This window comes from Roseixanthobacter pseudopolyaromaticivorans, from assembly GCF_043195145.2.
GTDB lineage: Bacteria > Pseudomonadota > Alphaproteobacteria > Rhizobiales > Xanthobacteraceae > NCEH01.
On the sequence record NZ_CM195539.1, the window covers coordinates 1863722 to 1876816 of the forward strand.

General features: G+C 64.7%; 13 protein-coding genes. 7 read left to right on the forward strand and 6 right to left on the reverse strand.

Annotated features, from left to right (window positions below):
- Positions 1-17: 17 nt before the first annotated feature.
- From V5F68_RS08985 to V5F68_RS09005, 5 genes are read right to left on the reverse strand one after another with little or no spacing between them, the layout of a single operon-like run.
- Complete coding sequence (locus V5F68_RS08985; protein ID WP_394012181.1) at positions 18-473, reverse strand: DUF6867 family protein; 456 nt, start codon at positions 471-473, stop codon at positions 18-20.
- A 3-nt stretch (positions 474-476) separates the two neighbouring features.
- The gene (locus V5F68_RS08990; protein WP_394012598.1) at positions 477-1145 is read right to left on the reverse strand and encodes an ABC transporter ATP-binding protein; all 669 of its coding nucleotides are present in this window, start codon (positions 1143-1145) and stop codon (positions 477-479) included.
- A gap of 47 nt (positions 1146-1192) precedes the next feature.
- Positions 1193-2101, reverse strand: coding sequence for an ABC transporter ATP-binding protein (locus V5F68_RS08995; RefSeq protein ID WP_394012183.1), 909 nt, complete (start codon positions 2099-2101; stop codon positions 1193-1195).
- Entirely contained in the window at positions 2098-3525 is a 1428-nt protein-coding gene (gene livM, locus V5F68_RS09000) for a high-affinity branched-chain amino acid ABC transporter permease LivM (protein ID WP_394012185.1), read from the reverse strand. The genes V5F68_RS08995 and livM overlap by 4 nt, the downstream gene beginning before the upstream one ends.
- Positions 3525-4442: a branched-chain amino acid ABC transporter permease gene (locus tag V5F68_RS09005; protein ID WP_394012187.1), complete on the reverse strand. Its 918-nt coding sequence runs from the start codon at positions 4440-4442 to the stop codon at positions 3525-3527. Before V5F68_RS09005 ends, livM begins: the two co-directional genes overlap by 1 nt.
- A gap of 366 nt (positions 4443-4808) precedes the next feature.
- Here V5F68_RS09005 and V5F68_RS09010 point away from each other — a divergent pair, with 366 nt between their 5' ends.
- The 6 genes from V5F68_RS09010 (at position 4809) to V5F68_RS09035 (ending at position 11631) form a co-directional block, all read left to right on the forward strand.
- Positions 4809-5300, forward strand: a complete 492-nt coding sequence (locus V5F68_RS09010) for a (2Fe-2S)-binding protein (protein ID WP_394012189.1) — start codon at positions 4809-4811, stop codon at positions 5298-5300.
- Between the two features lie 115 nt (positions 5301-5415).
- Positions 5416-7806: a xanthine dehydrogenase family protein molybdopterin-binding subunit gene (locus V5F68_RS09015; RefSeq protein WP_394012191.1), complete on the forward strand. Its 2391-nt coding sequence runs from the start codon at positions 5416-5418 to the stop codon at positions 7804-7806.
- Between the two features lie 12 nt (positions 7807-7818).
- Complete coding sequence (locus tag V5F68_RS09020) at positions 7819-8619, forward strand: FAD binding domain-containing protein (RefSeq protein ID WP_394012193.1); 801 nt, start codon at positions 7819-7821, stop codon at positions 8617-8619.
- Between the two features lie 158 nt (positions 8620-8777).
- A complete protein-coding gene (locus V5F68_RS09025) occupies positions 8778-9389 on the forward strand; it encodes a TMEM175 family protein (protein WP_394012195.1) in 612 nt (203 codons plus the stop codon).
- A gap of 41 nt (positions 9390-9430) precedes the next feature.
- Positions 9431-10384: an AAA family ATPase gene (locus V5F68_RS09030; protein ID WP_394012197.1), complete on the forward strand. Its 954-nt coding sequence runs from the start codon at positions 9431-9433 to the stop codon at positions 10382-10384.
- Positions 10381-11631: a vWA domain-containing protein gene (locus V5F68_RS09035; protein ID WP_394012199.1), complete on the forward strand. Its 1251-nt coding sequence runs from the start codon at positions 10381-10383 to the stop codon at positions 11629-11631. The genes V5F68_RS09030 and V5F68_RS09035 overlap by 4 nt, the downstream gene beginning before the upstream one ends.
- Here the strand turns inward: V5F68_RS09035 and V5F68_RS09040 are convergent.
- A complete protein-coding gene (locus V5F68_RS09040) occupies positions 11601-12647 on the reverse strand; it encodes a lysine-2,3-aminomutase-like protein (RefSeq protein WP_394012201.1) in 1047 nt (348 codons plus the stop codon). The genes V5F68_RS09035 and V5F68_RS09040 overlap by 31 nt on opposite strands.
- 117 nt (positions 12648-12764) lie before the next feature.
- Between V5F68_RS09040 and V5F68_RS09045 the strand changes: the two genes are divergently transcribed.
- Positions 12765-13088 (forward strand): XdhC family protein, encoded by a 324-nt coding sequence (locus tag V5F68_RS09045; protein ID WP_394012203.1) that lies wholly within the window; start codon positions 12765-12767, stop codon positions 13086-13088.
- The last annotated feature ends 7 nt before the right edge of the window (positions 13089-13095 follow it).

Sequence of the window (13095 nt, forward strand, 5' to 3'; positions counted from 1 at the left end):
TCGACACGCCAAATAGGTCACGCCGCTTCATCCGTGCCGGCCTTGTTGCGCCAGGAAAGCGGGCCGGCAGATTCGTAGAGCCAATCGTAGCGCGCGGTCATCTGCTGCTTGCGCACGGACCGGAAGCCGAGCGTCGCGATGGCGAACAGCAGCACCGCTTCCACGAGATAATAGTCGAGCGCGAACAGCGTGCCCTTGAACAGGGCGAAATGGCAGAACCGCACGGCCGCCGTCAGCAGCAGAGAATAGACGAGCACCAGGGTGAAGGGCTTCCACCCCTTTGCCACGGCCCGCCCCGTGAGCCAGGCGGCGCCGCCGCCCAGAAACAGCGTCACCAGCATGAAATCGCCGGTTGAGACTTCCACCACCGCGCTCGGCCGTACGATGAAGAGCACCAGCATAGCCGCGAGAGCCAGAACCGGCAGGAGGATCATGGGCGAGGAGGGGCGGCCGGGATGGGGCAGATTCGCCATGGCTCACGCGCCCCCTTCCAGATAGGCAGCCTTCACCTCGGGTCGCTCCAGCAATTCGCGCCCGGTGCCGGCCATGGTGATGGCGCCGTTCACCAACACATAGCCGCGATGGGCGAGCTTGAGCGCGTGATAGGCGTTCTGTTCCACCAGGAAGACGGTGAGGCCCTCGGTCTGGTTCAGATCGCGGATCACGTCGAAAATCTGCCGCACAACAAGTGGTGCCAAGCCGAGGGAAGGTTCGTCCAGCAGCAGCAGGCGCGGACGGCTCATGAGCGCGCGGGCGATCGCCAGCATCTGCTGCTCGCCGCCGGAGAGTGTCCCGCCGCGCTGCTGCAGGCGTTCCTTGAGGCGCGGGAACATCTCGAACATGCGCTCGAGATCCTGCGCGAAATGAACCCCGCCGGACAATGCGGCGCCCATTTGCAGATTTTCGTAGACGCTCATGCGTGGAAAGATGCGACGCCCTTCCGGGGACTGGGCGATGTTCATCCTCATGATTTCGTGGGTGGGCAGGCGCGTAATGTCCTGCCCGGCGAACAGGATGGTTCCTTCCTGCGCGCGCGGTGCCCCGCAGATGGTCATCATGAGGGTGGACTTGCCGGCCCCGTTTGCCCCGATGAGTGTGACGATCTCGCCTTCGTTTACCTCAAGATCGACGCCGCGCAGGGCCATGATCTTGCCGTAGAAGGTCTTCACGCCGGAGAGGGAAAGCAGGGAGCTCACGGTCCCACCTCCTCTTCCACCTGCTCGATGGCATCCTCGTCCACGCCCAGATAGGCGGCAATGACGCGCGGGTCGGAGCGCACTTCGGCGGGCGTGCCATCCGCGATTTTGCGGCCATATTCCAGCACGATCACGTGGTCCGAAATCTCCATCACCACCGACATGTCGTGCTCGATCAGCAGCACGGACGTCTTTTCTTCGCGGATCGCCAGCAGCAACGCATTGAGGGCGGCGGATTCCCGCGGATTGAGTCCGGCCGCGGGCTCGTCCAGGCACAACAGGGCCGGCTCACTGCACATGGCGCGGGCGATCTCAAGGCGACGTTGGTCGCCGTAAGGCAGGTCGCCGGCAGGATCGTCCGCGCGATCCACCAGGGAGATGCGCTCCAGCCAGTGGAGCGCGCGGTCCACCGCCATCTTCTCGCGCCGGCGCCAGCTCGGCAGGTTGAGCAGGGCCGATGGGGAGAGAAGTCCGGTCTCGGTCAGGCTCATATGCTGGGCAACCAGCAGATTTTCCAGCACCGTCATGCCCGAGAACAGGCGGATGTTCTGAAAGGTGCGGGCGACCTTGGCCTGCGAGGCCACCTTGTAGTCCGGCAGCCGCTCCAGCAGGAACAGGGCACCGGCATCGGTGCGGGAGGCGGCGAGCCCGTTGCGGGTCAGGGCGTCGATCTCGGCCGCCGTCGGCGCCCCCCCATGGGCAAGCGCGAGGCGCCCCGAGCTCGGTTTATAAAAGCCGGTGATGCAGTTGAAGACCGTGGTCTTCCCGGCGCCGTTGGGACCGATGACCGCTGTAATGTCGCCGCGTCCGGCCCGCAGCGAGACATCGCCGACAGCGACAAGGCCGCCGAAACGCATACTCAGATGGTCAACCAGCAGGATGGGGTCGCTCTCCCAGGGCCTCATCCGTGGCCCTCCTTCACGAGATCGCCCGAGACCTTCTTGCGTTCCTTCAGGAAGATGGTGGCGAGCCGGCTGGAGACCAGCCCGCGCGGCCGCCACACCATCACTGCGACCATGGCGAAGCCGAAGATGAGCATGCGGTAAAGGGTGGGGTCGAAATCCGGCCCGAGCAGCCAAGGGTCCTTCAGGAAGGTGAGGTTGCGCAGCAATTCCATGCCCCCGATCAGCAGGATGGCCGAGGCCGCCACCCCCATCTGGGATCCCATTCCCCCCAGCACCACGATCGCGAGGATGACCGCCGATTCCATGAAGGTGAATGATTCCGGCGACACGAACCGCACCCGCACCGCGAAGAAAGCACCGGCAAAGCCGCCGAACATGGCCCCGATGGAGAAGGCGGTGAGCTTGGTCAGGGTGGTGTTGATGCCGAGCGAGCGGCAGGCGATCTCGTCTTCCCGCAGCGCCTCCCAGGCGCGCCCCACCGGCATGCGCCGCAGCCGCACCGTGGCGAGGGCGGTGAGGGCGGCAAGGCCGAGAATGACGAAATAGAGGAAGATAATGCGGTGCATCGCATTGAATTGCAGGCCGAACAGAGCCGCGAACCCATCATCGCCCGAGGAGAAGGGGATGCCGAAGAAGGTAATGGCGGGAATGGAGGAGATGCCCGCGCCGCCGTTGGTCAGATCCACCCAATTGATCAGCACGAGACGGATGATTTCACCAAAGGCCAGAGTAACGATGGCGAGATAATCACCCCGCAGCCGCAGAACAGGAAAGCCGAGGATCAGCCCCCAGAAGGCAGCAAGGAGGCCGGAAATGGGAAGGCACAGCCAGAACGACCAGGCGGCCCAAAATCCCTCTCCCAGGTGGCCGGCGAAGAAATCGTTGATCGGCACGCTGGTGGAAAGCAGCGCGAAGGCATAGGCGCCGACCGCGTAGAAGGCGACATAGCCGAGATCGAGCAGACCCGCGAGGCCGACCACGATGTTGAGGCCCCAGCCCAACATCACATAGGTCATGATGTAGATGCCGAGATCGATGTAATAGCGGCTTGCGCCGAGGTCGCCGGCCGCGAGCACCGCGAGTGCGGGAAAGGCGATGGCGAAGGAGAAGAACACCGGCTTCGCGAAGGGCTCCGCCTTGTCGGCGAGCGCTGCCAGCGCTGCATTGCTGCGCCCGCCCTTGATCCGCCCCGGCCGCCAGAGCGTGAGATGCAGCACGAAGCGCAGCACCGCCACAATGGCCGCGAAGATCAGCACCAGCCCGAACCGATAGGTGAGAATCAAGGGGCCGCCGGAATCCTCCGTTGCGCGCAGCCCGACCAGAGGCGTCAGGACCAGAAAGGTGAGCACCGCGCTAATGGCGGCATCCTTCAGCGCGACGGGCAGCACGGCCTCCCGGTGTCCCGCAGACACGCCGGCCTGCATCAAACCTTCTCCACTTCCGGCCGGCCGAGCAGGCCCTGGGGCATGAAGATGAGCGTGATGGCGAGGATGGAGAAGGCGGCCACATCCTTGTATTCAATTGTGAAATAGGCGGACCAGAACGTCTCGATCAGGCCGATGAGCAGGCCGCCGAGCACTGCACCCGGCAGCGATCCGATGCCGCCCAGCACCGCCGCCGTGAACGCCTTTACACCGGGCACGAAGCCGTCGGAGAAATTCACCACGCCATAATTCATCAGATACATGGTGCCCGCAACGGCGGCCAGGGCGGCGCCGATGATGAAGGTGAGGGAAATCGTGCGGTCCACGTCCACGCCAAGGAGCGCCGCCATCTTGCGGTCCTGCTCGCAGGCACGCTGGGCGCGGCCGAGCGAGGTCTTCTGGACCACGAACCAGAAGATGCCCAGGCACACGGCCGTGACAGCCATGATGATCAATTGCTTGTAGGCGAGGGTGACCTGATAGCCGTCCCGATCGATCAGCACGATCACGTCCGTCACCAGGGGAGGGATCGATTTGTTACGCGGGCCCTGCGCCACCTGCACGAAGTTGGAGAGCAGGATCGACATGCCGATGGCGGAGATCATGGGCGCGAGGCGGAACGAGCCCCGCAGCGGGCGATAGGCAAGGCGCTCGATCGTCCAGCTCACAAGACCGGTAAAGATCATGGCCACCACAAGCACGATGGCGAGCACGAGGAAGACCGATGTGATGCCGAGCACGGAGGTCAACAGCAGGAAGCAGGTGAGGCCGATGAAGCTCGACACCATGAACACGTCGCCGTGGGCGAAGTTCACCATGCCGATGATGCCGAAGACCATCGTGTAACCGATGGCGATGAGGCCGTAGATGGAGCCTAGCGTCAGCCCGTTGATGAGCTGCTGGAGGAAAATATCCATCCGTCCGATGCCCTGTGTTCGAGTGCGCCTATTTCTTGATCGTGCCTGGAGTTTGGGCGCTTTCCATTCGACTCATAGCGCGAGGTGCGTCGGGAGACAAATCGGTGCGCGGCTTTGCGCGCAAGCACCGGAGTTTCCCACAGGCGAAGCGCGACGCAACACCTGGTTGCGTGGCGTCACATGATTTTCATGTCCTCACCTCGGGCCGGGCAGGGAAGGAGTGTCGACTTGGATTTGCTTTCGCTCGGCCGCGATCGGCCTTGACCACGTCACCTTGGCAGACCCACACTGGAAGAAATAAAAGGTGCGGGCCGGGCCGAAGCGCGAGCGCGCAACCGGCGTGGCGCCTGCTGCGGGAGGACCTGGATGACGCAAATTGCCATGACAGTGAACGGCCAGGCGGTTTCTGCGGATGTCGAGCCACGGACCCTGCTGGTGCAGTTCCTGCGGGAAAAACTGCTGCTGACCGGCACCCACGTCGGCTGCGACACAAGCCAATGCGGGGCCTGCGTGGTGCATCTGGATGGCGCCGCGGTGAAGGCGTGCACGATGCTGGCCGTGCAGGCCGATGGGCACGCCGTGACCACCATCGAGGGGATCGCGGACGGGGCCACTCTTCATCCCATGCAGGAAGCCTTCCGCGAGCACCATGGCCTGCAATGCGGGTTCTGCACGCCGGGCATGATCATGACCGCGCTGGATCTGGTGGCCCACCATGGCGCCGAACTCGACGAGGCGACCATCCGCGCGCATCTCGACGGCAATCTCTGCCGCTGCACCGGCTATCACAATATCGTCAAGGCGGTAGAGGCTGGTGCGCAGGCCATGGGCGGCGCGCTGCAGCACGCCGCCGAGTGACGGTGCCGGGCCGTTCGCCCGATTGTCACATGTCCCGGTGCCGTGACGCTGGCCGCCAAGACGCAAGCGCGCTGCCCGGGGGTCCAAGTTCCGCCAGTCCCCCAGGGAGGACGCCATGAACGCCAACAGCTTCGACACCAGCAAGGTGACGCCACTCGGCGCGCCGGTCCGCCGCAAGGAAGACCGCCGCTTCATCACGGGCAAGGGTCGCTATACCGACGACCTCTCCCGGCCCGGTCAGGCCCACGCTTATTTCCTGCGCTCGCCTTATGCCCACGCTTTGATCCGTGGCATCGACACCTCTGCAGCCGCCAAGATGCCGGGCGTGGTCGCCATCCTTACCGGGCAGGATTTGGCGCATGACGGCATTCGCGGGCTCATCTGCGGCTGGATGATTCATTCCAAGGACGGCTCGCCCATGAAGGCGGGTCACCACCCCGCGCTCGCAAAGGACAAGGTGCGCTATGTGGGCGACCATATAGCGGTGGTGATCGGCGAGACGCTGAATGCCGCCAAGGATGCCGCCGCCGCGATCGAGGTGGATTACGAAGTGCTTCCTGCTGCAGCCGACCTTGGGGCGGCGCGGGCGCCCGGCGCGGCGCAGATCCACGACGACGCGCCCGGCAACACGGTGTTCGAATGGGAATTGGGCGACAAGGCCGCCACCGAGGCGGCCTTCGCCCGCGCCGCTCATGTGACCAAGATCGACCTCGTCAACAACCGCCTCGCCCCCAACCCCATGGAACCGCGCGCGGCCATCGGCGAATATGATGCGGGCGATGAAGCCTACACGCTGTGGACCACCAGCCAGAACCCGCACGTGGCGCGCCTGGTGCTTTCAGCATTCGTCGGCCTCGCCCCGGAAAACAAGCTCCGCGTGATCGCGCCGGATGTCGGCGGCGGCTTTGGTTCCAAGATCTTTATCTATGCGGAGGAGACCGTCTGCGCCTGGGCGTCCAAGCGGGTGGGCCGCCCCGTGAAATGGACGTGCGATCGCTCGGAGGCGTTTCTGTGCGACGCCCATGGGCGAGATCATGTCACCCATGGTGAACTGGCCATGGACGGGCAGGGCAAGATCATCGGCTTCCGGGTGAAGACGGTAGCGAACATGGGGGCCTATCTCTCCACTTTCGCTTCCTGCGTGCCGACCTATCTCTACGCGACGCTGCTGTCCGGCCAATACGATATCCCCGCCATCTATTGCGAGGTCGACGCGGTCTATACCAACACGGCGCCGGTGGATGCCTATCGCGGTGCCGGCCGGCCGGAAGCGACGTTCCTGGTGGAGCGTATCGTGGAGAAGGCGGCGCGTGAGATCGGGCAGGATTCGGCTGAGTTCCGGCGGCGCAATTTCATCACCAGCTTCCCGCATCAGACGCCGGTGATCCTTTCTTATGACATCGGGGGCTATGCGGCCTCGCTCGATAAGGCGCTGGAGCTTGCGGACTATGCCAATTTCCCGGCCCGCAAGGCGGAAGCCGCCCGGCGCGGCAAGCTGCGTGGCATCGGGCTTTCCAATTATATCGAAGCCTGCGGCATCGCTCCTTCTGCGGCCGTGGGCTCGCTGGGTGCGGGCGTGGGCCTGTGGGAAAGCGCCGAGGTGCGTGTGAATCCCACCGGGAATGTGGAGGTGCTCACGGGCTCCCATAGCCATGGCCAAGGCCATGAAACTACCTTTGCTCAGCTGGTTTCCGCTCGCCTCGGCATTCCCATCGACCAAGTGACCATCGTCCACGGCGACACCGACAAGGTGCAGTTCGGCATGGGCACTTACGGGTCGCGCTCCGGCGCAGTGGGCATGTCCGCCATCTCCAAGGCCCTGGACAAGGTTGAGGCCAAGGCGAAGAAGATCGCGGCCCATATCCTGGAGGCCTCGGAAGGCGACATCGAGTTCAAGGATGGCCATTTCAACGTCAGCGGCACCGACCGTTCGCTCGCGTTTGCCGCGGTGGCGCTGAACGCTTATGTCGCGCACAAATTCCCGACGTCCGAGATCGAGCCGGGGTTGAAGGAAGGGGCGTTCTACGACCCTGTCAATTTCACCTTCCCGGCCGGCTGCCACATTTGCGAACTGGAGGTGGATCCGGAGACGGGCACCACGGAGATCGTCAAATGGGTTGCGGTGGACGATTTCGGCTCGATCATCAATCCGATGATCGTGGAAGGGCAGGTCCACGGCGGTATCGCCCAGGGCGTCGGTCAGGCGCTGCTCGAAGGGGTGCGCTATGATGCCGATGGGCAACTCGTGACCGGCTCCTTTATGGACTACACCATGCCACGTGCCGGCGATCTGCCCTCGTTCGTTGTCGGTATGACCGAGACCCGTTGCCCTTCCAATCCGCTCGGTATGAAGGGCTGTGGGGAAGCGGGCGCCATCGCCGCGCCCCCGGCCGTCATCAATGCTTTGACGGACGCGCTGGGCACGGAGGATATACCCATGCCGGCCACCCCGGCGACGCTATGGAAGATCGCACAAGGCCAGACCGCCCGCCGCGCGGCCGAGTGAGGGAGACGCATCATGTACGCGTTCGATTATCAGCGCCCCACCGGCCTCGATGAAGCGCTGGCAGCTCTGCGAGCAGGAGAGGATGTGAAGCTGCTGGCCGGTGGGCAGACCCTTCTGCCGACTCTCAAGCAGCGGCTTGCTCAACCCACCGTCCTGGTGGACCTCGCGGCGATTCCGGAACTCAGCCGCATCGAGCACAGCCAATATTTCCTGACCATCGGCGCCATGACCCGTCATGCAGAAGTGGCCGCCTCGTCCGTGGTGGCCGACGCGATTCCCGCACTGGGGGATTTGGCCGGCCTTATCGGCGACCCGGCCGTGCGAAACCGTGGGACCATCGGAGGATCCATCGCGAACAACGATCCGACCGCGGACTATCCTGCTGCGTGCCTCGCGCTCGGCGCCACCATCATCACCAATGTGCGCCGCATCGCGGCCGATGACTTCTTCACCGGCTTGTTTGAGACCGCACTGGCAGAGGATGAAGTGATCCTGGCGGTGGAGTTTCCCGTCGGGGCCCGCGCGGCCTACCGCAAGTTCCGCAACCCCGCTTCGCGCTATGCCATGGCCGGCGTGTTCGTGGCGGAGCGCGGCGGGGAGGTGCGCGTGGCGGTGACCGGAGCCGGGCAGGGCGGCGTGTTCCGATGGAGCGATGCCGAGGCCGCCCTCGCAGCGGATTTTTCCCCTGCTGCAGTGGATGCGCTGACGCTCGATCCTTCCGACGTCATGGCGGACCTGCACGGCAGTGCCGAGTATCGCGCTCAACTCGTGAAAGTCATGGCGAAGCGGGCGGTAGCGGCTATCGTCGGCTAAGATGGCGGCGGTCCCGGTGCGCTACACCGGGACTTCCACCGGCTTTGCTTCTGTAGGATGCTGCCGCACAAAGGAGACGGGCCGGTTATGTCTTCCGCCCATCCCCATTGCATGAGCGATGGTCCCGGAAGTGACCTGTGCCGGATTGGCTGATCCCGATGAGAACTCTGCCTGCATCGCGGATCGACGCTCTCACCGACGGCATATTCGCCTTCGCCATGACCTTGCTGGTGCTGGAGCTCCGTTTGCCGGACGGCCTGCCGATCAGCAGTGCGGCGGACCTAGTGGCGCATCTGCGCACCCTTGGATCGGAATATGTCACTTATATCATCAGCTTCTTCGTGCTTGCCGCGTTATGGCGCGGCAACATCAGCCTGCGCCACAGGGGCGAGGAACTGTCCCGTCTGTGCGGGCGAATTTGGCTGCTCTATCTCTTCTTCATCACCAGCGTGCCGTTTTCGTCCAGCGTTGTTGGCCATTACGGCCAGTTCGCTCCAGCGGTATGGCTCTATGCCGCAAACATGGTGATCCTTGGTGCGCTCTCCATGCTTCTGCTGCAGCTGGACATGCCCCGGGCCAGGAAGGGTGAGGCACGCGCGGCGCAGGCACGGCTGCTCTTGTTCAGCGCCGCGGCGGCGGTCTCCGTGCTCTTCAGTTTGATAGAACCCCGTTATGCCATGTATGCCTATTTGCTGAACGGGCTCTCCCGTTTCCTGCCCGCCGCCTCCGAGGATCCTGCTGCGCCGCCCGCCGCCTCCGCCGAAGCCTAGCTGTGTGCCGGGGCCGGCGTGAAGGGGGAGAGGGAGCGCCGATGAACCAGACTGGCCCCATGACCGCATCCGACGTTTCACCCTCCGCTTTTCCCTTGTCCATCGACGCCACAGATACTTTGCTGCGCGGGGCGGGTTATGTGCCCGACCGGGCCCTCGCAACCGTGTTGTTTCTGGCGCTGCGTATGGGGCGCCCCCTTTTGCTGGAGGGCGAGGCGGGCGTCGGCAAGACGGAAGTGGCACGCACCCTCGCAAAAGCCCTTGGGCGGCGGTTGATCCGCCTGCAATGCTATGAGGGGCTCGATCTTTCCGGCGCGGTCTATGAATGGAACTATGCCGCGCAGATGATCGCCATTCGCCTTGCGGAAGCCGCCGGAGAGAGCGACAAGGGGGAGATCGCCTCCGATGTTTTCTCGGAACGCTATCTGCTGCGTCGCCCGTTGCTGGATGCCTTGATGCCCGACCCGGCTGGCCCGCCGGTGCTGCTGATAGACGAACTGGACCGCACCGACGAAGCGTTTGAAGCCTTCCTGCTGGAGGTGCTTTCCGATTTCCAGGTGACCATCCCGGAACTGGGAACGATCAAGGCGGCGCACCCGCCTTTGATCATCCTCACATCCAACCGCACCCGAGAGATCCACGACGCCCTGAAGCGGCGATGCCTTTATCATTGGGTGGATTATCCGAGTGCCGAACGCGAGCTCGAGATCCTGAGAGCGCGTCTGCCGGGCCTGCCCGAGCGCCTGTCGCGCGAGGTGGTGGCTTTCGTTCAGGCGCTGCGTAAGGAGGACGTGTTCAAGGTCCCCGGAGTCGCCGAGACGCTCGATTGGGCGTCGGCCCTGGTTGAACTCGATGCCGCCGCTCTTGATCCTGCCATAGTGGGAGACACGCTCGGCGTGCTGTTGAAATATCAGGATGACATTGCCCGCACCGACGCCGGGCGTATCGAACGGCTGATCGCGGAAACGCGCGAGGCCTTGCGACCGCGCGAATGAGCGGCGCGGCATCGTCTGCCGGGACCGAAGGCCGGCTTTCGGAAAATATTGCCTATTTCGGCCGCGCGCTGCGCGCCGCCGGCCTGCCAGTGGGGCCGGGCACGGTTCTGGATGCCGCCCAGGCGGTCGATGCGGCGGGCATCGGCGCGCGCGAGGATTTCTACAACGTGCTGCGGGCCGTGTTCGTCAGTCGCCATGAGCACCAGGAGATATTCGACCAAGCGTTCCATTTATTCTGGCGTCGGCGCGCGCAGTCGGAGCGGCTGATCGCAATGCTCTCGCCGCCTGCGCCAGGGGCAGAGGCGAAGGAAAAGCCGCATCTGCGCAAGCGCGTGGAAGATGCGCTATTCGCCGGTGTGGGCCGCGAGCAACGCGCCAAGAAGAGCGAGATCGAGGTCGAGGCTCATTTCACAGCCTCCAGCGAGGACGTGCTGCGTACCAAGGATTTCGCCCAGATGAACGCCGAGGAGATTGCCTTGGCGCGGCAGCGGATCGCCCGCCTACGCCTGCCCGATGACGAGGTCTCGACACGTCGCCTGAAGCCGGAGCGAAAAGGGCGGGCATTCGATCTCAGGTCCACCCTGCGAGCGTCGCTCGCCAGCGGGGGAGCCTTTATGCCCCTGCGCAAGAAGGGGCCGAGCGTGCGCCCGCGCCCGGTGGTGGCGCTGGTGGATATTTCCGGATCCATGGCGGATTATTCGCGGCCGGTCCTGCATTTCCTTCATGCGCTCACGGAGCGGCGCGGACGGGTGCACACGTTCTTGTTCGGCACGCGGCTCACCAATGTCACGCGCGTGCTGCGCCATCGCGATCCGGACGAAGCGCTGGAGAAGGCCGGCCAGGCCGCGCAGGACTGGTCCGGCGGCACGCGCATCGCTGCTTCGCTCCGGGCGTTCAACAAGATCTGGTCACGCCGGGTGATGGGGCAAAACCCTATCGTGCTCCTCATCACGGACGGGCTGGAGCGGGACGCCGACGCCACACTCGAACTTGAGATGGACCGTTTGCGCCGGTCGGGCCACCGGCTGATCTGGCTCAATCCCTTGCTTCGCTACGACCGATTCGAGCCCAAGGCGCGCGGAATCAGGGCGATGTTGCCGCATGTGGATGCCTTCCGGCCCGTCCACAATCTAGCGAGCCTTGAGGCGCTGGTGTCCGCGCTCGGACGGGAAGCAGAGAAGGCGCCGCTGCGCGTGGGCGGGAGCAACGCTGCCCATCACTCTCCTGCGGGGAAGTCTGGCGGATAGGCGTGCACCCCTCCGCAATGGTCCCTCACGTTCCGACCGTCGGGCTCAAGATAGCCAGCGCTGAGCGGAACTTTGCCGTATCCGCCTGGGATGTCGAGCACATAGGTCGGCAGCGCAACACCGGAGAGGCGCCCCCGGAGGGTGCGCATCAGGGCCTCTCCGGTCGCGATGGGCAGTCGGAAATGCGCCGTGCCGGGCGCAAGGTCGGGATGGTGCAGATAATAGGGCTTCACCCGGCATTCCACGAGCGCGCGAAACAGATTGGTGAGCACCTGCGCGTCGTCGTTCACGCCCTTGAGCAGCACCGATTGCGACAGCACCGGCACGCCGGCATCCACGAGCTGGGCGAGCGCCGCACGCACATTCGGTTGGAGTTCGCGGGCGTGGTTGGCATGGACCACCACATAGGAGGCCAGGCCCGGCGCCTTGAGGGCGGCGATCAGCTCATCGTTGACCCGCTCGGGCGCGGCGATGGGCACGCGGGTGTGGAAGCGCACCACCTTCACATGCTCGGTGGCCGAAAGACGCTGCACCACCTCGGCCATGCGGCGGGGCGAGACCATGAAGGGGTCGCCGCCGGTGAGGATCACCTCCCAGATAGCGGGGGTGCCCGCGATATAGGCCAGGGCGGCCTCGAACTGCGCCGGGCTCAGCGCGGTTTCGCCGCCGGGGCCCACCATCTCGCGGCGGAAGCAGAAGCGGCAATAGACGGCACACACGCTGACCAGCTTCAGTAAGACCCGATCCGGATAGCGGTGCACGATGCCCGGCACGGGGGAATGGGCGTCATCGCCGATGGGGTCGGCCAATTCCACCGCCTGCACATCGAGTTCAGCACGGTCGGGCAAGAACTGGCGTGCGATGGGATCTTCTGGATCTTCGCGCGCGATGAGCTCCGCGAGGGTTGCTGTGATCGCCACCGCATAGCGTGCACCGACCCGCGTCAGATCCTCCCGCCGCGCCTCGGGAGCAAGGCCGGCCGCGATGATATCGTCGGCGGTGCGCAGGGTCGACATGGCGTTTCCGACGGAAAATTTCCGTGATGTGGCGTCTGAATGCGCAATATGCGCGGGGCCGCCCCTATATAGGTAACGCAGCCCAATTGCCAGAATCGCACTCCGCAGGAGGATTCCATGACCAACTCGAACGAGGATGTCCTTGAAGGCGCCCTGCGTTGGCGCCGAGAAGGCAAAGGGGTCGCGCTTGCAACCGTTCTGGAAACCTGGGGCTCGGCGCCACGGCCGGTGGGCAGCCATCTGGCTGTGGACCAGGACGGCGGGTTCCTGGGCTCCGTGTCCGGGGGATGCGTGGAAGGTGCAGTGGTCAGCGAAGCGATGGACGTAATCGAATCCGGCAAGCCGCGAATCCTGGAATTCGGCGTCGCCGATGAAACGGCGTGGCGCGTGGGGCTCTCCTGCGGCGGTGCCATCCGCGTCTATGTTGAGCGCGTGGACTGAGCCGAGC